The sequence below is a fragment of the Neotamlana sargassicola genome (assembly GCF_020523965.1).
Classification (GTDB): domain Bacteria; phylum Bacteroidota; class Bacteroidia; order Flavobacteriales; family Flavobacteriaceae; genus Neotamlana; species Neotamlana sargassicola.
On record NZ_JAJAPX010000003.1, the window covers coordinates 386,238 to 405,766 of the forward strand.

Here is a 19,529-nt window from a genome sequence, read left to right on the forward strand (position 1 = left end):
AGAAGCCAAAGCAAAGCAAATTTGTATCGAGAAGAAATTATAAAAAATCAACCTTATTTAAAATAAGCCCTGAAGCTGGCGCAATAAAATTCATTTTTACAGTGTTATCAGGCTCTAAGCTTGCTTTAATATCATCTAAAGTGAGTTTTCCTTTTCCTAAATCGAATAAAGTCCCCATCATTAATCGTATTTGATTTCGCATAAAACCTTTACCTCGAACTCGTAAAATGTAGGTTTTATCAGGAAAGTAATTTGCTGTGTAAATTGTATTTTCAACCAATTCGCAGGTTTCAATAATTCTGGTGTAAATGCCTTTATCGGTTGGTTTGTAGCAATAAGCTTTTAGGTAATGCTCGCCTTCAAACAATTTTGCACCTTCTTTCATGATTTCAATGTTTAAATCATCTAAAATAGTCGTCATTATTGGTGCGCAAAACGGATGACACTTTTCGCCGTATGTAAATAAATAGAGGTACTCTTTGTTTTTTGGGTGATTTATAATATTGAATTTAGCATCAACTTCCTTAATAGCTAAAGCGCGAATATCTTGCGGAAGATTATAATTAAACAGGGCTAAAAAAGCATCTAAATCTTCTATTTCATGCTGAAGAAACAACTCGAACGTTGCATTTTCGGCCGAAACCATAGCATCGGTTCTTCCCGATACTAAAGTTTTAAAATACTTGCCTACAAGAATATAGTTTAAGGTTCTATCAACCATTAAATGCAAGGTTTTTACATTTGGTTGCTTTTGCCAACCATGAAACCTATAGCCTAAATATTGGAAGTTTATTAAATAATAATACTTTTTGGGCTGAAACTGCATTTATTTATGTCTGCCTTTTAATTCTGCTTCAATATCCTTTAAAGTAAATCCTTTTGCTTGAAGTAACATTAAGTAGTGAAATAATAAATCGGCCGATTCGTATAAAAACAACTCATCATTATTATCCATAGCTTCAATAACCGTTTCTACAGCTTCTTCCCCTACTTTTTGAGCTACTTTATTAATGCCCTTTGAAAATAAACTCGCCACATACGATTTTGCGGTATCTTTATTAGCAACACGTTCTGCAATAATAGCTTCCAAGGTTGAAAAGAACCCGTAATTAGGTGTATTATCTTCGCCCCAACAATTTCCTGTTCCTTTATGGCAAGTTGGTCCAGCAGGATTTACTTGAATTAATAAAGAATCATTATCGCAATCGTTTTTCAGTCCAACCAAGTTTAAAAAGTTACCACTCTCCTCGCCTTTTGTCCATAAACGTTGTTTACTACGGCTAAAAAATGTCACTTTTTTAGTTTCTATTGTTTTCTTATAAGCTTCTTCATTCATGTAACCCAACATTAATACATTTTTTGTTGTAGCATCTTGAATAATTGCAGGAACTAAGCCGTTATTATCGTATTTTATTTTCATTGATTTTTTTATTAATCCTGAATATGTTTCAGGCACTTATTATTATGAGATACTGAAACGAGTTCAGTATGACACCTAAAGTCGAATCTCAATATTATGTTTTTTTAATTCTTGTTTTAATTCAGGGATAGGTATTTCACCAAAATGAAAAACACTAGCTGCTAGAGCAGCATCAGATTTTCCTTCCTTAAATGTATCTACAAAATGCTGAACATTACCAGCACCACCAGATGCAATAATAGGGATATTTAAGGTATCAGACAATTGCGCTAAAGCTTCGTTTGCAAAACCAGCTTTTGTACCATCGTGATCCATTGATGTGAATAAAATTTCGCCCGCACCGCGAGTTTCAACCTCTTTTGCCCATTCAAATAAATCGATTTCTGTTGGAATAGTTCCACCAGCTAAATGTACTTTCCAATGTCCATCAACTTGTTTCGCATCAATAGCAACTACAACACATTGGCTACCAAATTTATTAGCTAATTCGTTTACCAAATCTGGTCTTTTTACTGCAGATGAGTTGATAGAAACCTTATCGGCACCACATTTTAACAAAGCATCAACGTGTTCTACAGACGAAATGCCACCGCCAACAGTAAACGGTATATTAACTTGTTCGGCAACACGAGTTACCATATCTAGAGTCGTGCCTCGATTTTCTAAAGTGGCTGCGATGTCTAAAAACACCAATTCGTCTGCACCTACTTCGGCATATTGCTTAGCGAGCTCTACAGGGTCTCCGGCATCACGTAAATCGACGAAATTAACACCTTTTACGGTGCGTCCGTTTTTTATATCTAGACAGGGAACAATTCTTTTTGTTAGCATTATTGTATTTGGTTGTTGGTTGTTGGTTGTTGGTTGTTGGTTGTTGGTTAAAAAAAACTAATAACTAGCAACCATCAACTGTTAACTATATAATTTCCAATTTCTCGTCAGTTGGAGTGATGCGATTTTATGAGCATTGTATCGAGAACTAAAGTTTCTCGATGCCATTTTTCATGCCTCAAAATCACTCGAAGTGACGTTATTTATTTATTATAAAATTTTCTAGTTGTTTCAAACTTATTTTATTCTCGTAAATGGCTTTTCCTATTATGGTGCCTTCGCAACCAATTTCGGCTAATTTTGGTAATTCATCAAATTTCGAAATACCTCCAGAGGCGATTAACTTTAAAGTTGATTCGTTTTCACTTTGACTGGGCTTTGTGTTACATTCAGCAATCATTTTCTTATACAAATCGAATGAAGGGCCTTGTAACATGCCATCCTTAGCTATATCGGTACAAATTACATAGCTAACACCTTTAGTCATATAATTCTGCACAAACGGAATGAGCTCTTCATCACTTTCTTCTAACCAACCGCTAATGGCTATTTTCTCATTATTTGCATCGGCACCTAAAATTATTTTATCACTACCGTATTTGGTTAGCCAACTTTCAAAAACTTCTGGTTTTTTAACAGCAATACTTCCACCGGTAATTTGTTTTGCACCAGATTCAAATGCAATGTGTAAATCTTCATCAGTTTTTAAACCACCACCAAAATCTATCTTTAAATTGGTTTTAGTCGCAATAGTTTCTAACACTTTATGGTTTACAATATGGCTTGCCTTGGCACCATCTAAATCTACTAAATGCAAATGCTCTATACCATGAGCTTCGTATTGCTTCGCAATTTCTAATGGGTTTTCGTTATATACTTTTTTTGTGTTGTAATCACCTTTTGATAATCTTACACATTTACCGTCTATTATGTCTATTGCTGGTATTATTCTCAAAATAGTTGTTAGTTTCTAGTTGTTAGTATTTAATTCTAAAAAATTCTTAAGAATTTTTTCGCCTTCTTTTCCGCTTTTTTCAGGGTGAAATTGCACGCCATAAAAATTTTCGTGTTGTAATGCCGATGCGTAATTAATCTCGTAATCGGTAGCAGCAATAGTTTCATTACAATGTTCGGCATAAAAACTATGCACTAAATACATGTATTCGTTTTCTTTGATGCCTTTAAATAAATCGGATTTTAAATCTTTTATAACATTCCAACCCATTTGCGGTACTTTTACGCTATTTGAAAAACGCTTTACTTTTGTTTGAAAAATCCCCAAGCCCTCTGTATTACCTTCTTCGGAGTGTAAACACATGAGTTGCATACCTAAACAAATGCCCAAAACAGGTTGTTTTAAATTAGGAATTAAGGTATCCAAACCACTTTTTTTAAGCATTTTCATAGCGGAACTAGCTTCGCCTACTCCTGGGAAAATGACTTTATCGGCCGCTTTTATTTCTTCAGCATTATTCGATAAAACAGCATCGACACCTAAGCGTTTAAAAGCAAATTGTATACTTTTTATATTTCCTGCACCGTAATCTATTATTACTAATTTCATTATTTTGTTGTTGGTTGTTCGTCGTTGGTTGTTGGTCAATGAAATCAATTAACCAATAACTAGCAACAAACAACTAGTTTACAATAACCCTTTTGTACTTGGTAAAAACATTTTATTGGCATCACGTTTTACGGCCATTTTCATGGCTTTTGCAAATGCTTTAAAAATGCCTTCAATTTTATGATGCTCGTTTACACCTTCTGCTTTTACATTTAAATTACATTTTGCGCCATCGGTAAACGATTTAAATAAATGATAAAACATTTCGGTTGGCATATCGCCTATTTTTTCGCGTTTAAATTCGGCATCCCATTCTAACCAATTTCTACCTCCAAAATCTACCGCTACTTGTGCTAAACAATCATCCATTGGCAAGCAAAAACCGTAGCGCTCTATACCTAATTTATTACCTAAAGCTTTATTGAATAATTCACCAAGCGCAATCATAGTATCTTCAATGGTATGGTGTTCGTCTACTTCTAAATCGCCATTTACTTTTATGGTTAAATCCATAGCACCATGACGCCCAATTTGGTCTAACATATGATCGAAAAACGATAAACCTGTATCAATATCGTTTTTACCCGAACCATCAAGATTTAATTTGATGTAAATTTGAGTTTCATTGGTGTTACGTGTAATTTCTGAAACTCTGTCTTTTAACTTTAAAAACTCATAGATTTCTTTCCAATCGGTACTCGTTAAAGCAATACAATCTAAAATATCTTGTTTAGAAGACTCTATTTCATCGGCTCCTAATTCGGGATCTTCAGACAAATAAATACCCTTTGCGCCAAGGTTTTTAGCAAGTTCCATATCGGTAATTCTATCACCTAAAACAAAAGAGTTTTTTAAATCGTAATCTTCAGAAAAATACTTGGTTAATAAGCCTGTTCTAGGCTTACGCGTATCTGCATTTTCATGCGGAAAGGTTTTATCTATATGAATTTCAGCAAACTCTACACCTTCCTTTTTAAAGGCATCAATAATTTTATTTTGCGGTGGCCAAAAGGTGTCTTCAGGAAACGAATCGGTTCCTAAGCCATCTTGATTAGTAACCATTACCAACTCAAAATCTAATTCGCTAGCAATTTTAGCCATGTATTGAAACACTTTTGGGTAAAATTCTAGTTTTTCAAGACTGTCTAATTGATAATCTACTGGCGGTTCTAGCACCAATGTGCCGTCTCTATCTATAAATAGTACTTTTGTTTTGCTCATGTTAGTCTAATTCTTTTAATGCCTTAATTAAAACTTCATTTTCAGCGTCGATTCCTACGGTAAAACGCAACGTGTTTTCACAAAGTGGTTGTGTGGTGCGATTTCTAATAACAATGCCTTTTTCTAGTAGCTGATTGTAGCGTTTTGTAGCATCATCAACTCGTGCAAGCACAAAATTAGCTTCCGTAGGGAAAATAGTTTCTACAAAACTGATATTTTTTAATGCCTCAATTAAAATTTGACGTTCTTTTAAAACCGCATTTACTTCGTTTGTAACCGCTTCTAAATTTGAAACACGTTCTAGCGCTCGTTTTTGTGTTAATTCGTTAACATTATATGGCGGTTTAATTTTGTTTAAAATTGAAATAATTTCCGCGGAAGCGTAACACAATCCTAAACGAATTCCTGCTAAGCCATAAGCTTTAGATAGTGTTTGCGTAACAATTAAATTAGGATAATTATTTAATTCTGAAATCCAACTTTGTTGATTTGAAAAATCGATATAAGCTTCATCAATCACCACTAAGCCACTAAAATTATCAAGTAATGTTTTTATTTTTCCTGAAGCTATTAAATTACCAGTTGGGTTATTTGGCGAACAAATAAATAGCATTTTTGAATTGGCGTCAATAGCTTCTAAAATGGCTTCAACATTGGGCTGAAAATCTGAGTTTAACTCAACTTTTCGCTCTTCAATCTCGTTTAAATTAGATAAAACAGTGTACATGCCATAAGTTGGTGGCAGTGTAATGATGTTGTCTTTTTTAGGTTCGCAAAAGGCTCTAAATAATAAATCTAGCACTTCGTCGCTACCGTTACCTAACAAAATCTGATTTGGAGAAACGTTTTTCTGTTCTGCTAAAACAGCTTTTAACGAACGCTGTAACGGATCTGGATAACGATTTACACCATTTTCGAACGGATTTTCGTTGGCATCTAAAAAAATCATTTTAGACCCATCGGAAACATATTCGTCGCGAGCAGAACTGTAGGCTTTCATTGCTTTTACGTTCTCTCGAATTATATTTTGTAAATTAAAGTTATTCATTTTATTAATTCTGAATGGTCACGCTTAACACCGTCGAAGTGTTTTCTAAAAGGCTTCGACTGCGCTCAGCCTGACATAACGATACTTCTTTATGTTATGAGATGCTGAAACGAGTTCAGCATGACAAAACAATTTTATTTTAAATCTTTTAAACGGATACTAACCGCATTTTTATGCGCTTGTAAACCTTCTGCTTCGGCCATTAATTCAATAGTTTCTCCAATATTTAAAATACCTTCTTTTGATATTTTTTGAAACGTCATGCTCTTCATAAAACTATCTAAATTCACACCCGAATATGCTTTACTAAATCCGTTTGTTGGCAACGTATGGTTAGTTCCAGATGCATAATCGCCTGCGCTTTCTGGTGTATAATCACCTATAAAAACCGAACCTGCATTTCTTATGTTTTCAACGTAATAATCTTCATTTTTAGAACAAATTATGAAGTGTTCTGGCCCATATTGATTAATTAAATCTAACGCTATTTCATCATTTTCAACAAATATAGATTTAGAATTAGCGATGGCTTTTTCGGCTATTTCTTTACGCGGCAACACTTGTAATTGCGCTTCTACTTCTTCTGAAACCTTAGCTATAAGTTCTTGTGATGTTGCTACTAAAATAACCTGACTATCAGCACCGTGTTCTGCCTGACTTAATAAATCTGATGCAATATAGCTTGCATTTGCACCATTATCGGCAACAACTAACAATTCACTTGGACCAGCAGGCATATCGATAGCCACACCGTATTTAGTGGCTAATTGTTTTGCCACGGTTACAAATTGGTTGCCAGGACCAAAAATTTTATAAACTTGTGGTATGGTTTCTGTACCAAAAGTTAATGCAGCAATGGCTTGAATACCGCCAACTTTAAATATTTTAGTTACGCCACATAGTTTGGCTGCATACAAAATTTCGGGAGCTAATTTACCTTCTTTATTTGGTGGCGAACACAATACAATTTCGTTACAACCTGCAATTTTCGCAGGAGCAGCCAGCATTAAAACCGTTGAAAACAAAGGCGCTGTTCCTCCTGGAATATATAAACCAACGCGTTCTATGGCGCGCTTTTCTTGCCAGCATTGAACACCGTTTGTGGTTTCTAATTCTATTTTTTCTGTTTTTTGAGCCGCATGAAATGCTTCAATATTATTTTTAGCATTTGCAATTGCAGTTTTTAAAGCTTCAGGAATGCTTTTAACGGCTTCTTCAATTTCTTCGGAAGACACTAAATTGCTTTCCAAGGTTACCTTATCGAAACGTTCTGTATATGTTTTTATAGCACTGTCGCCATTAGTCTTAACATCGTTAAACACCTCGCTTACAATACCTTCAATATCATCGACGGTTTGTGTTGGGCGTTTTAAAATATCGGCCCATGTGTTTTTATCTGGATTGTTAATTATTTGCATAAAACTTTCTTTTCTTCATTTCCGCAAAAGCAGAAATCTTAAAGTGTATAAATTTAATTTGAGATTTCCGTTTTCACGGAAATACAAAAAGCTATTATATTAAAGTACCATTTTTTCAATTGGGCAAACTAAAATACCTTCGGCACCGTTGGCTTTTAACTCATCAATAACTTCCCAAAAATCGTTTTTATTAATAACAGAATGTACAGAGCTCCAACCTTCTTGTGCTAAAGGCAACACGGTTGGACTTTTCATTCCTGGCAATAAACTCACAATTTTATCTAACCTGTCGTTTGGTGCGTTTAATAAAACATATTTAGAGTTTTTTCCTTTTAAAACCGATTTCATTCTAAATAATAACTTGTCTAGAATGGCTTGTTTTTCTTCGGTTAATTCTGGAGCCGAAGTTAATACGGCTTCACTTTTAAAAAGTACTTCTACTTCTTTTAAATTGTTTTTAAAAAGCGTGCTTCCGCTTGAAACAATATCAACAATAGCGTGAGATAACCCAATATTTGGAGCAATTTCTACCGAACCATTAATAACATGAATATCGGCTTTTTCGCCTTTCTTTTCAAAATACTGATTTACGGTATTGGGGTATGATGTTGCAATTTTTTTACCTCGTAAATCTTCAATAGAATTATATTCTGCATTTTTAGGTACAGCAATAGATACTTTACATTTTGAAAAGCCCAAACGCTCTACAATTGGTAAATCGTTACCTTTTTCTATTAATGTATTTTCGCCTAAAATGGCAATATCTACAACACCATCGCGTAAATACTGCGGAATATCGCCGTTACGTAAATACAAAACTTCCATAGGGAAATTTCTAGCTTCGGCTTTTAATTGGTCTTTACCATTATCGATAGAGATGCCACAATTTTTTAGTAAGTCTAACGATTCTTCATTTAATCGTCCTGATTTTTGTACTGCAATTTTTAGTTTACTCATTGTTGATTTTTATATGAGTTTGAAACAATCTTGTTGATTTTTTTAAATGAAAAACCCGCTTGATTGTCTCAAACGGGTTTAAATATATTTTCATTTTATTCAATACATTTTTACTTCGCTTGAGAGCAAATGTAAAAATGATGATGTGTTTGAATAAAAGTCATGTCTTTTTGTTTTACTGAAGCAAATATCTGTAATAAAAGTAAATTTTCAAACTTTAATTTACAAATATTAAAACATTTTACAATTTTTAGGTATTTGTAAAATATTTATCGTGAATGTTTATTGATTTCCTAGAATAATTGGCATTCCACTATCTCCCGAACCTATAACAATAACTTTACTATTTGGTGATTCAGATAATTTTATGGTTGCCTCGATACCTTTATCCTGTAAAATTTTATCGGTTAACGATGCACTTAAAATTTTATTAGCTTCAGCTTTACCTTCGGCTTCAATAATTTGTTTTTCAGCTTCTTTTTCTGCAGTTACAAGTCTAAACTCATACTCTAACGACTCTTGTTCTTGCTTTAATTTACGCTCAATTGCCTCTTTTATAGTTGATGGCAACGTTACATCGCGAACTAAAAACTCATTTAACTTAATATATTGTTTTTCTAGAATTTTTTTAGTCTCTACAAAAATTTCATCTTGTATAGCATCACGCTTACTAGAATATAATTGCTCTGGTGTGTAACGACCTACAACACTACGAGCGGCACTTCTAATAGCAGGTTGAATTACACGCTGCAAATAGTTTTCGCCTAAAGTTTGGTGTAGTTTTCCTAAATCTTGAAATACAGGTTGAAACCAAGCAGAACCATCAATTTGAATTTCTAACCCGTTTGAAGATAGTACTTTCATTTTTTCAAATAATTCTTGTTGACGCACTTCGTAAACAATAACTTTATTCCAAGGTGCTACTATGTGAAAACCTTCGCCTAAAGGAGGCTGATCGGTTACCACTCCATTATCAAAAGTTTTGTACAAAACTCCAGCTTCACCGGAACCTATTGTTACTGCCGATTTGGATAATATTATAATTAAAACCACAATTGAAATAATTGCAGGAAATGCTATTTTAGGTAATTTGTCCATTTGTTGTTTATTTAGTTTATCTATGTTAATCCGTTATATTTTCGTAAAAACCATTCTACACTTAAGCTTATAGCTATAATTGCTAATAGAATTTTCCAATCTATTAAAGGTAGGGTTTCTTTTTTACTTTTTTGAATAGGCGTAAAACGCTCATCGTTTACTAAAGTTGATATTAAATTATCTGTATTATTTATAAAAAACGCTTCTCCATTACTGTTTGTCGCTATACTTTTTAGTTTTGTTACATTGGCGCTTAAAAATTGTTCTTCCACATTATAATCTAAAATCTCGAAACGCCCAGATTTAGTTAGTTTATCTGTTGAAGTTTGAATATTGAATTTATATGAACCTGGAGATAAATTACTTAAATCTACTTGATAATTGTTGTTTTTTAGAACAAAAGGATATGTTTTTTGCTCGTTTGAAGCTTCGTTAATCACAGTAATGTTGATAGTTTCGCGAGTATCAAAAACAAAGTTTTTATCGAAATATTCTGCTTTTACAAAAATATTTGTTCCGCTGTTATAAAATGAATTATAATCGATATTTAAGCGGCTTCTTTGTTGATTGGTATTTAAAAATTGAATTAGCTTGCCTATAAAATCATCAAAATCGTTAAATGACTTTGTGTTTAAAAAACTTTGAGCCCGCCATTGCCAAATGTTTTCACCTAAAATTAAAACTTCACGTTGTTTATCGTTTTCAATAGTAGCAACAAGCGGTTCGTTAATAGAAACTCCATTTAAAGTTTTATTTAAAAGGACTTGATAAGGCGTGTTGAAAATAACCGAGCTGTAGTTGGAAAGCAACGGTGGAAAACTTTCAAATTCGATATCGCTTACAATAAAAGGAGAGAAACCTGAATTTAATTGAGCTTGATAATTTTCGGTTTGATTAGTAATTTCAAACTCATATTCTTTCACGGTATTATTTAAAAAAGACAAGTCGGTTTTAGAACCAACAATAACTAATTTATTTATTTTGTTTTTTTTAATAATCTCAAAAACAGACTTAAATGAATTATTTGGTTGATTTAATATAACCAACTTAAAATCATTCACTTGAGAAACAAACTCGTTAGGTTTTAAAATAACGATTTCGCGCTGTTTATTAGTTTCTATACTTTTTTTAAGAAGCCCAATATCTGGATGAATTATATCGCTAACAATTGCAATTTTTGTTTTTTCATTAATAACATCAACTGCAAAATTTTTAGTATTATTTACCTTGTTTTTTTCATTTTCAATTGGAGAAATAGTTGCTTTATAATTACTAAATCCTACCGAATTAGCTGGTAATGTAAAGTTTAAAACTTTTGAATTGCTTTCTTCTGAAAACTTCAAAGTTGAAAAATATACCGTTCTGCCATTATTTGATACCGTAAAACTAGAACTTACTTGTTCTTTCCCGTTGTAAACTAAAATAACCTCTACAGGGAATTTATTATTTAGATAGGCATACTTGTTTACGTTAAGTTGTTCTATTTTTAAATCGATATGAGTTAGTGTATCACCTAAAACAATGGGGTAAATTGGATGTTTATAAGTATTATTTACAAATTGATAATCGTTACCATAGGTTTGATTACCATCTGTAATTAAAATGGTTGGTGCTGTAGTTTGCCTATAAATTTTGTTTAGTTTGTTAAACGCAGAAGAAATATTGGTTTGATTTTCTGAAAAATCTAGACTATCTGATAAGTTTAAAGTTTCACCAAAGTTGTAAAATTGAATGTTAAATTTAGAGTTTAAATCTTGATTTGAAGCTAGTTTTTTTAATAGTTGAACTGTTTTTTGGTCTTGTTTTAAAAATTTTACCGATTTAGAATTATCTGTAGCTATAATTAAATTAGCTTTTTCTGTATAAATGTTGGTTCTATTGAATTGCGGATTAATAATTAAAACTAAAACCGAAAAAATACTAATAAACCGCAAAACTGAAAAAAGCATGTTTAATTTGAACATGCTTTTTTCATTTTTTTTATAGTACTGAAAAAGAGCAAGTAACAATGCTATAATTCCAGCTAAAACAATATATAAAATAGTTTGTATTTGCATTAATTGCTATTAGGTTAGCATACCGCCGTCTACATTTAATGTTTGTCCTGTAACATAAGCACTCATGTCGCTAGCCAAAAATACACAAACATTAGCAACATCTTCTGGAGTTCCTCCACGTTTTAAAGGAATTCCTGCACGCCATCCTTTTACAACTTCCTCATCTAATTTTGCAGTCATTTCTGTTTCAATAAAACCAGGAGCAACTACGTTACTTCTAATATTACGAGAACCTAACTCTAAAGCAACAGATTTAGAAAAACCAATAATTCCAGCTTTACTAGCAGCATAATTGGTTTGTCCAGCATTTCCTTTTACACCAACCACAGAACTCATGTTAATAATAGAACCTTTGCGTTGCTTTAACATGGTACGTTGTACCGCTTTGGTCATGTTAAAAACTGACTTAAGATTTACTTCAATAACTTTATCGAAATCATCTTCGGTTATACGCATTAATAAATTATCTTTTGTAATTCCAGCATTATTAATTAATACATCTATGCTACCAAACTCTTTGGCAACATCGGAAGCTAATTCTTGTGCTTCATCAAAACTTGCAGCATTACTTTGGTAACCTTTAGCTTTTACACCTAAGGCGTTTAATTCTTTTTCAAGTTCGTTAGCTGCTTCAACAGAAGAACTATATGTAAATGCTACATTCGCACCTTGTTTAGCAAATTCCTGAGCAATTCCTTTGCCAATACCACGGCTAGCTCCAGTAATAATAGCTGTTTTTCCTTCTAATAATTTCATTTATAAAATTCTAGTTAGTTCGTTATTCTTTATTAAATCAAAGATAAGAAATACAAATGTTATCAAATAAAAAAACCTTACAACATTTTGCAAGGTTTTATTATATTTTTAATGTGTTTTTATCCTAAAACTTCGGCAACTTTTACACCTATTTTAGCCGGAGAATCTACTACGTGAATACCACATTCTCTCATAATTGCTTTTTTAGCTTGAGCTGTATCATCGCTACCGCCTACAATTGCACCAGCGTGCCCCATTGTACGACCAGCAGGAGCTGTTTCACCAGCAATAAAACCAATTACAGGTTTTTTACTACCGCTTTCTTTGTACCATTTAGCAGCATCGGCTTCTAATTGACCACCAATTTCACCAATCATTACTACTGCTTCTGTTTCTGGATCGTTAATTAATAACTCAACAGCTTCTTTAGTAGTTGTTCCAATAATTGGATCTCCACCAATTCCAATAGCTGTTGTAATTCCTAAACCTTGTTTTACAACTTGGTCTGCAGCTTCGTAAGTTAATGTACCAGATTTAGAAACGATACCAACTTTACCTTTTTTAAATACAAAACCAGGCATAATACCAACTTTTGCTTCTCCTGGAGTAATAACACCTGGACAGTTAGGACCGATTAAACGACAATCTTTATCTTTTATATAGTTTGAAGCAGTTATCATATCTGCAACAGGAATACCTTCGGTAATAGCTATAATTACTTTTATACCAGCGTCAGCAGCTTCCATAATAGCATCTGCAGCAAATGCAGGCGGCACGAAAATAAGCGTTGTATCTGCACCAACTTGTTCTACAGCTTCTGCTACTGTATTAAAAACTGGCTTATCTAGGTGAGTTTGCCCACCTTTTCCTGGTGTAACACCACCAACAACATTAGTTCCGTATTCAATCATTTGACCAGCGTGAAAAGTTCCTTCACTTCCTGTAAAACCTTGAACTATTATTTTCGAATCTTTGTTTACTAAAACGCTCATTTGTTTATATTTTCGTTTATTTAATTATGTTGAAAACAAAAGTAATTTTTTGAATTAAATTTTTAAAGCAAAAACTGAATTACTTTTAGTTATTTTTCTTTAAAGCTTCAATTAATTTTGGCAATTGTTTAATTAAAGCCATTTCCTTTAATTTTAAACGCACTTCCTGTATTGGTGTTCCCCAATATGTTTTATTACCTTCAATTGATTTTGTTACTCCAGACTGCCCTTGAACAACGGCTCCTTTACCTATTGTTATACCACTTGTAGTGCCAACTTGCCCCCAAAGTGTTACTTCATCTTCTACAACTACACAGCCGGCAATACCAACATGGGACGCAATTAAACACTTTTTACCAATTACGGTATCATGTCCAATTTGTACCAAATTATCTATTTTAGTACCTTCTTTAATTGTTGTATCCCCAGTAACACCTCTATCTATAGTGCATGATGCACCAATATCTACAAAATCTTCAATAACAACTCTTCCGCAAGAAATTAATCTATCGAAGCCTTCAGGACGCTTTTTGTAATAAAAGGCATTGGCTCCAATAATGGTTCCTGAATGAATGGTAACATTATTACCAATAACAGCATCGTCGTATATACTTACATTAGAATGAATGGTACAATTATCACCAATAACCACATTATTTCCTATAAATGTATTAGGCTGAATTATGGTGTTTTTGCCAATAGTTGCTGTTTCAGAAATTGAAACATTTGAAGCTTTGAATGGTTTAAAATGAAGACTTAACTTATTGAAGTCTCTAAAAGGATCGTCGCTAACTAATAATGCTTTTCCTTCTGGGCAATCTACTTTTTTATTAATTAAAATGATAGTTGCCGCGGAGTTTAATGCTTTATCGTAATATTTAGGATGATCTACAAAAACAATATCTCCAGGTTCTACAACATGAATTTCGTTCATGCCTAACACCTGAAAGTCATCTGCACCTACAAATTCACAATTAATTAATTCTGAAATTTGTTTTAAAGTATGTGGCTTAGGAAACTTCAATCGTTATTCTTTAACGCGTTCTTTGTAAGTACCTTTTTCGGTTTCCACCTTAATTTTATCACCTTCATTTATAAAAAGCGGCACGTTTACTTCTGCACCAGTTTCTACAGTAGCTGGTTTTGTAGCATTTGTAGCGGTATTTCCTTTTACTCCAGGTTCGGTATGTGTAACTTCTAAAATAACAGTAGCCGGCATATCTACAGAAAGTGGCATGTTATCTTCCGAATTAATTTGAATGGTAACAATTTCGCCTTCTTTCATTAAATCAGACCTGTCTAGAGCAGATTCTGTTAATTGAATTTGAGTGTAATCGGCTTCATTCATAAAATGAAAATATTCACCATCATTGTATAAATATTGAAATTTATGTGTTTCTACGCGAACATCATCTAATTTATGACCTGCAGAAAACGTATTATCTATAACCTTTCCGTTAGTTACACTTTTAAGTTTAGTTCTTACAAACGCAGGTCCTTTTCCTGGTTTTACGTGTAAAAACTCTACTACTTTATAAATATCATTGTTATAGCGAATGCATAATCCGTTTCTAATGTCACTAGTTGTTGCCATTTTTATATATTAAATTACTTATTTTAATTTGATTTGAAATACCCTTTCATAATTCCGCGTTGTGAATCTTTTATAAATTGAAGAATTTCATCGCGTTCTGGAGTAGCTTCCATTTCAGCTTCAATAATTTCTGAAGCTTGAGTATTATTATAATTTTTTTGATACAGGATTCTGTATATATTTTGAATTTCTCTTATTTTTTCGGTTGAAAATCCACGACGACGTAAACCGACTGAATTTATTCCAACATACGAAAGTGGTTCTCGAGCAGCTTTTACAAATGGTGGCACATCTTTTCGTACTAAAGACCCTCCTGTTACAAAAGCATGATTACCAACAGATACAAATTGATGAACGGCCGTCATACCCGCTAAAACCACATAATCGCCGATGGTAATGTGTCCAGCTAAAGTACTGTTATTTGAAAAAATACAATTATTACCAACAATGCAATCGTGAGCAATATGGCAATAGGCCATAATTAAACAATTATCACCAACTACGGTTTTCATTTTATCTGCCGTACCACGGTTAATAGTAACACATTCACGAATAGTAACATTGTTGCCTATTTCAACTGTTGTGTCTTCATCATTGTATTTTAAATCCTGTGGAACTGCCGAAATTACTGCTCCAGGAAATATGTTACAATTTTTACCTATTCTAGCACCTTCCATTATGGTAACGTTGCTCCCAATCCAGGTACCTTCACCTATAATAACATTGTTGTGTATTGTAGCAAAAGGCTCTATAACTACATTTTTTGCAATTTTTGCACCCGGGTGCACATACGCTAAAGGTTGATTCATTTTTGAAAATTAAATTTTAATAAAAAAGCAAATATTATTTTACTTTAGAAATTTGAGCCATTAACTCGGCTTCAGCACAAAGTTTTCCATTAGCATAAGCATAACCTTGCATATGGCAAATACCGCGACGTATTGGTGTAATTAACGAGCATTTAAAAATTAAAGTATCGCCAGGCATTACTTTTTGTTTGAATTTAACGTTATCCATTTTCATGAAAAATGTTAGATAATTTTCTGGATCCGGCACTGTGTTTAACACTAAAATACCGCCAGTTTGCGCCATGGCTTCAACAATTAGCACTCCAGGCATTACAGGAGCTCCTGGGAAATGGCCTTTAAAAAACTCTTCGTTCATGGTTACATTTTTTGTAGCCGTAACGTAGTTTTCTTCAAGCTCAAAAACTTTATCTATTAGTAAAAATGGTTGCCTATGTGGTAACATGGCCATAATTTGAGTAACATCCATTAATGGAGGCTGATTCAAATCAATATTTGGCACGTTATTACGACGCTCATTTTTTATAAGTTTAGCAAGTTTTTTTGCAAATTGTGTATTTATATAATGCCCTGGTTTATTTGCTATAACTTTACCTCGAATTCGAGTACCAATTAAAGCTAAATCTCCTAAAACATCTAGTAATTTATGTCTTGCAGCTTCGTTTGGATGATGTAAGGTTAAATTATCTAGAATGCCGTTTGGTTTTACAGCAATACTATCTTTATTAAAGGCTTCTTTTAATTTAGCCATAGTTTCTTCAGATAAGGGTTTATCCACATAAACTATAGCGTTGTTTAAATCGCCTCCTTTTATTAATCCGTTTTCAAGAAGCATTTCAATTTCATGTAAAAAACTAAATGTTCTAGAATTCGATATTTGATCTTTAAAATCTGAAATTTGATTTAAGGTTGCGTTTTGCGTACCCAAAACTTTAGTACCAAAATCTACCATTGTAGTTATTTGGTATTCTTTTGCAGGCATTACTAAAATTTCGCTACCGCTTTCTTCATCTGTATAAGAAATAACGTCTGTGATTTCAAATTCTTCACGAGTTTCTTCAAGTTCTACAATTTCAGCTTTTTCAATAGCTTCAACAAAAAACTTTGAAGACCCGTCCATAATAGGAGGCTCAGAAGCATCTAACTCAATTAAAACGTTATCTACATCCAAACCAACTAAGGCAGCTAAAACATGTTCTGAAGTTTGTATGGACACACCGTTTTTTTCTAAACATGTGCCACGTTGCGTACTAGTAACATAATTAGCGTCAGCTTCAATAACTGGTTCACCTTCTAAATCCACGCGTTTAAAAGCCAATCCGGAGTTACCTGCAGCAGGTTTAAAAGTTAAGGTAACATTTTTACCTGTATGTAAACCAACACCGGTTAAAGTAACCGCTTTTTTAATAGTTTTTTGCTTTATTTCAGTGTTAATTATTCCCATCTAGTTTTTTTTCGATTTCATTAATATTTTTAACAATTTTGGGTAGGTTTTTAAAATAAACATAAGATTTATTATAATCGCCATAACCTAAAGCTGGCGAACCTTGCAATACTTCGTTGTCTTTTATATTTCTTCCAATACCCGATTGCGCTTGTATTTTTACATTATTACCAATAGCAATATGACCAACAATACCAACTTGACCACCAATAATACAATTCTCTCCAATTTTTGTTGATCCTGCAACACCTGTTTGTGCTGCTATTACAGTGTTTTTACCAATTTCGACATTGTGTGCTATTTGTATTTGATTATCAAGTTTTACACCCTTACGAATAATGGTTGAGCCTAAAGTTGCCCTATCTATAGTTGTACCTGCGCCAATATCAACATTATCTTCTAAAATAACATTTCCTGTTTGTGGCACTTTAATGTATTCGCCTTCTTCATTTGGCGCAAAACCAAAGCCATCTGCACCAATTATTGCACCCGAATTAATAACACAATTGTTACCAATAATACAATCTGAATAAACTTTTGCACCCGCAAAAACTACCACATTATCACCTATTTTTACATTATCTCCTAAATAAGCATTTGGAAAAATTTTCACATTATCTCCAATAACTACATTATCTCCAACATAAGAAAAAGCACCTAAATATATGTTTTCTCCATATGAAGCAGATTCTGAAATAAATGATGGGTTTTCAATACCCGTTTTATTCATTTTAACTTGATTGTAATATTCCAGTAATTTTGAAAACGACTTATAAGCATCATCAACCTTAATAAGTGTTGTTTCTACAGGATTTTCTGGTTCGAAAGTTTTATTTACAATAGTTATTGATGCCTTTGTTGAATATATATAGGATGTATATTTTGGATTTGCCAAAAAAGTTAAAGCTCCCGCCTGCCCCTCTTCAATTTTAGAAAGTTTAAATACTTCAATATCTGGATTTCCAACAACATCTCCTTCTAAAATGCTTGCTATTTGTTGTGCAGTAAATTTCACAAATAATTAAGTTAGTTCTTATTTAATTCACGCAAAAATATAAAAAATGTACTAAAGTTTTTGCTTGGGGTAGCATATATAATATTTTGTAACTGGTTTTGAGAGTGCTTTAAGGTTTAGTTGATCGGAGGCTTTTACTATATCTTCAATTTTTCCAGACTTATGTAAAATATTAATTCCCTTAGTGTTTAATTGATATGCTTGATTAGACATGCTTCCTGAAAACACAAAATATTCGGCTTCTTTTTCTGTAATATTATAGGTGTTAATTATTTCGTTTTTATGTTTTTCTAAAATCGCCTCTTTAATAGGCTTCTTTTTCACTTTTATTTTTAATAAGTCTCTATTAATAATCATATTACATAACGAACGTAGCACAAAATCTGGATGATCTTGCCATTGTTTCATAGCTGAAATAATATCATAATCGTCTAACTTCGAAAAAATCTCAATAATTTCGTTATTAAAGTTATTAAGAGTAATTTTATTATTTAAAAAATACAAAAATGGTTCGCTGGCTTTTATAATGACCCCATCTTTATTTAATTCTTTAGCGCGCTTTAAAACTCTAATTAATAGTTGTTCGGCAACTAAACTTGTTTTATGCAAGTAAACCTGCCAATACATTAAACGCCTTGCTATAATAAACTTTTCAATACTATAAATACCTTTTTCTTCAACAACCAAATTATCATCAATTACATTCAACATTGTAATTAATCGTTCACTATTTATATTACCTTCTGCTACTCCGGTATAAAAACTATCGCGCTTTAAATAATCTGCACGATCCATATCTATTTGCCCCGAAATTAACTGACAAAGAAATTTGCGATGATAATCACCTTTAAAAATCTCGATAGCTAGCGTTAAACTTCCGTTAAATTCTTCATTTAAACGTTGCATAAAAATGAGAGAAATCTCTTCATGAGACACATCGCTTACAATACTATGCTCCATAGCATGCGAAAATGGTCCATGCCCAATATCGTGTAACAAAATAGCACAATACAAGGCCGTTTCTTCATCTTCTGAAATGTTAACACCCTTAAAACGAAGCACATTCACAGCTTTCTGCATTAAATGCATGCAACCAATTGCATGATGAAAACGTGTGTGGTGCGCACCGGGATACACCAAATACGACATACCCATTTGAGTAATTCGTCGTAATCGCTGAAAATATTTATGTTGAATTAAATCGAAAATTAGCGAATTGGGAATCGTAATAAATCCGTAAATTGGATCGTTTAATATTTTGAGTTTATTCAAACTTCTTATTTTTTTAAATATTTACAAATATAATAA

19 protein-coding genes are annotated in these 19,529 nt (G+C 32.8%); all 19 read right to left on the reverse strand.

Features of this window, described 5'->3' with window-relative positions; translation table 11 throughout:
* Positions 1 to 37: 37 nt before the first annotated feature.
* The 19 genes from LG651_RS09630 to LG651_RS09720 all read right to left on the reverse strand — a co-directional run bounded on the left by LG651_RS09630 (position 38) and on the right by LG651_RS09720 (position 19,502).
* Positions 38 to 826, reverse strand: a complete 789-nt coding sequence (locus LG651_RS09630; protein ID WP_226695918.1) for a tRNA pseudouridine synthase A — start codon at positions 824 to 826, stop codon at positions 38 to 40.
* Positions 827 to 1,420, reverse strand: a complete 594-nt coding sequence (gene hisIE / locus LG651_RS09635) for a bifunctional phosphoribosyl-AMP cyclohydrolase/phosphoribosyl-ATP diphosphatase HisIE (protein ID WP_226695919.1) — start codon at positions 1,418 to 1,420, stop codon at positions 827 to 829.
* Positions 1,421 to 1,495: 75 nt separating this feature from the next.
* Positions 1,496 to 2,251: an imidazole glycerol phosphate synthase subunit HisF gene (gene hisF / locus LG651_RS09640; RefSeq protein ID WP_226695920.1), complete on the reverse strand. Its 756-nt coding sequence runs from the start codon at positions 2,249 to 2,251 to the stop codon at positions 1,496 to 1,498.
* 199 nt (positions 2,252 to 2,450) lie between these two features.
* Complete coding sequence (hisA, locus tag LG651_RS09645) at positions 2,451 to 3,206, reverse strand: 1-(5-phosphoribosyl)-5-[(5-phosphoribosylamino)methylideneamino]imidazole-4-carboxamide isomerase (protein WP_226695921.1); 756 nt, start codon at positions 3,204 to 3,206, stop codon at positions 2,451 to 2,453.
* A gap of 15 nt (positions 3,207 to 3,221) precedes the next feature.
* Entirely contained in the window at positions 3,222 to 3,815 is a 594-nt protein-coding gene (gene hisH, locus LG651_RS09650; protein WP_226695922.1) for an imidazole glycerol phosphate synthase subunit HisH, read from the reverse strand.
* Positions 3,816 to 3,893: 78 nt separating this feature from the next.
* Complete coding sequence (gene hisB, locus LG651_RS09655; protein WP_226695923.1) at positions 3,894 to 5,036, reverse strand: bifunctional histidinol-phosphatase/imidazoleglycerol-phosphate dehydratase HisB; 1,143 nt, start codon at positions 5,034 to 5,036, stop codon at positions 3,894 to 3,896.
* A gap of 1 nt (position 5,037) precedes the next feature.
* Positions 5,038 to 6,084, reverse strand: coding sequence for a histidinol-phosphate transaminase (hisC, locus tag LG651_RS09660; RefSeq protein WP_226695924.1), 1,047 nt, complete (start codon positions 6,082 to 6,084; stop codon positions 5,038 to 5,040).
* A gap of 134 nt (positions 6,085 to 6,218) precedes the next feature.
* Positions 6,219 to 7,502 carry a histidinol dehydrogenase gene (hisD, locus tag LG651_RS09665; protein WP_226695925.1) on the reverse strand — a complete coding sequence of 428 codons (1,284 nt, stop codon included), beginning with the start codon at positions 7,500 to 7,502 and terminating at the stop codon, positions 6,219 to 6,221.
* 99 nt (positions 7,503 to 7,601) lie between these two features.
* Positions 7,602 to 8,459 carry an ATP phosphoribosyltransferase gene (gene hisG / locus LG651_RS09670; protein ID WP_226695926.1) on the reverse strand — a complete coding sequence of 286 codons (858 nt, stop codon included), beginning with the start codon at positions 8,457 to 8,459 and terminating at the stop codon, positions 7,602 to 7,604.
* Between the two features lie 282 nt (positions 8,460 to 8,741).
* The gene (locus LG651_RS09675) at positions 8,742 to 9,557 is read right to left on the reverse strand and encodes a prohibitin family protein (protein ID WP_226695927.1); all 816 of its coding nucleotides are present in this window, start codon (positions 9,555 to 9,557) and stop codon (positions 8,742 to 8,744) included.
* A 20-nt stretch (positions 9,558 to 9,577) separates the two neighbouring features.
* Entirely contained in the window at positions 9,578 to 11,506 is a 1,929-nt protein-coding gene (locus LG651_RS09680) for a VWA domain-containing protein (protein WP_226695928.1), read from the reverse strand.
* A gap of 117 nt (positions 11,507 to 11,623) precedes the next feature.
* The gene (fabG, locus tag LG651_RS09685) at positions 11,624 to 12,370 is read right to left on the reverse strand and encodes a 3-oxoacyl-[acyl-carrier-protein] reductase (RefSeq protein ID WP_226695929.1); all 747 of its coding nucleotides are present in this window, start codon (positions 12,368 to 12,370) and stop codon (positions 11,624 to 11,626) included.
* 119 nt (positions 12,371 to 12,489) lie between these two features.
* Positions 12,490 to 13,362 (reverse strand): succinate--CoA ligase subunit alpha, encoded by an 873-nt coding sequence (gene sucD / locus LG651_RS09690; protein ID WP_226695930.1) that lies wholly within the window; start codon positions 13,360 to 13,362, stop codon positions 12,490 to 12,492.
* Between the two features lie 85 nt (positions 13,363 to 13,447).
* Entirely contained in the window at positions 13,448 to 14,386 is a 939-nt protein-coding gene (locus LG651_RS09695; RefSeq protein ID WP_226695931.1) for a UDP-3-O-(3-hydroxymyristoyl)glucosamine N-acyltransferase, read from the reverse strand.
* A 3-nt stretch (positions 14,387 to 14,389) separates the two neighbouring features.
* A complete protein-coding gene (efp, locus tag LG651_RS09700; protein ID WP_044626170.1) occupies positions 14,390 to 14,956 on the reverse strand; it encodes an elongation factor P in 567 nt (188 codons plus the stop codon).
* Between the two features lie 23 nt (positions 14,957 to 14,979).
* The gene (gene lpxA, locus LG651_RS09705; protein WP_226695932.1) at positions 14,980 to 15,765 is read right to left on the reverse strand and encodes an acyl-ACP--UDP-N-acetylglucosamine O-acyltransferase; all 786 of its coding nucleotides are present in this window, start codon (positions 15,763 to 15,765) and stop codon (positions 14,980 to 14,982) included.
* 34 nt (positions 15,766 to 15,799) lie between these two features.
* Positions 15,800 to 17,206: a bifunctional UDP-3-O-[3-hydroxymyristoyl] N-acetylglucosamine deacetylase/3-hydroxyacyl-ACP dehydratase gene (locus LG651_RS09710; protein ID WP_226695933.1), complete on the reverse strand. Its 1,407-nt coding sequence runs from the start codon at positions 17,204 to 17,206 to the stop codon at positions 15,800 to 15,802.
* A complete protein-coding gene (gene lpxD / locus LG651_RS09715; RefSeq protein ID WP_226695934.1) occupies positions 17,193 to 18,221 on the reverse strand; it encodes a UDP-3-O-(3-hydroxymyristoyl)glucosamine N-acyltransferase in 1,029 nt (342 codons plus the stop codon). Before lpxD ends, LG651_RS09710 begins: the two co-directional genes overlap by 14 nt.
* A 51-nt stretch (positions 18,222 to 18,272) precedes the next feature.
* Positions 18,273 to 19,502, reverse strand: a complete 1,230-nt coding sequence (locus LG651_RS09720; RefSeq protein WP_226696046.1) for an HD domain-containing protein — start codon at positions 19,500 to 19,502, stop codon at positions 18,273 to 18,275.
* Between the last annotated feature and the right edge of the window lie 27 nt (positions 19,503 to 19,529).

What these genes read in the sequence shown, in the direction of transcription:
- hisIE (WP_226695919.1), bottom strand. Translation starts at nt 1,420, where the DNA reads ATGAAAATAAAATACGATAATAACGGCTTAGTTCCTGCAATTATTCAA.
- fabG (WP_226695929.1), bottom strand. Translation starts at nt 12,370, where the DNA reads ATGAAATTATTAGAAGGAAAAACAGCTATTATTACTGGAGCTAGCCGT.
- LG651_RS09680 (WP_226695928.1), bottom strand. Translation starts at nt 11,506, where the DNA reads ATGCTTTTTTCAGTTTTGCGGTTTATTAGTATTTTTTCGGTTTTAGTT.
- hisH (WP_226695922.1), bottom strand. Translation starts at nt 3,815, where the DNA reads ATGAAATTAGTAATAATAGATTACGGTGCAGGAAATATAAAAAGTATA.
- LG651_RS09675 (WP_226695927.1), bottom strand. Translation starts at nt 9,557, where the DNA reads ATGGACAAATTACCTAAAATAGCATTTCCTGCAATTATTTCAATTGTG.
- efp (WP_044626170.1), bottom strand. Translation starts at nt 14,956, where the DNA reads ATGGCAACAACTAGTGACATTAGAAACGGATTATGCATTCGCTATAAC.
- hisD (WP_226695925.1), bottom strand. Translation starts at nt 7,502, where the DNA reads ATGCAAATAATTAACAATCCAGATAAAAACACATGGGCCGATATTTTA.
- lpxA (WP_226695932.1), bottom strand. Translation starts at nt 15,765, where the DNA reads ATGAATCAACCTTTAGCGTATGTGCACCCGGGTGCAAAAATTGCAAAA.
- LG651_RS09630 (WP_226695918.1), bottom strand. Translation starts at nt 826, where the DNA reads ATGCAGTTTCAGCCCAAAAAGTATTATTATTTAATAAACTTCCAATAT.
- hisG (WP_226695926.1), bottom strand. Translation starts at nt 8,459, where the DNA reads ATGAGTAAACTAAAAATTGCAGTACAAAAATCAGGACGATTAAATGAA.
- hisB (WP_226695923.1), bottom strand. Translation starts at nt 5,036, where the DNA reads ATGAGCAAAACAAAAGTACTATTTATAGATAGAGACGGCACATTGGTG.
- hisC (WP_226695924.1), bottom strand. Translation starts at nt 6,084, where the DNA reads ATGAATAACTTTAATTTACAAAATATAATTCGAGAGAACGTAAAAGCA.
- LG651_RS09710 (WP_226695933.1), bottom strand. Translation starts at nt 17,206, where the DNA reads ATGGGAATAATTAACACTGAAATAAAGCAAAAAACTATTAAAAAAGCG.
- hisF (WP_226695920.1), bottom strand. Translation starts at nt 2,251, where the DNA reads ATGCTAACAAAAAGAATTGTTCCCTGTCTAGATATAAAAAACGGACGC.
- sucD (WP_226695930.1), bottom strand. Translation starts at nt 13,362, where the DNA reads ATGAGCGTTTTAGTAAACAAAGATTCGAAAATAATAGTTCAAGGTTTT.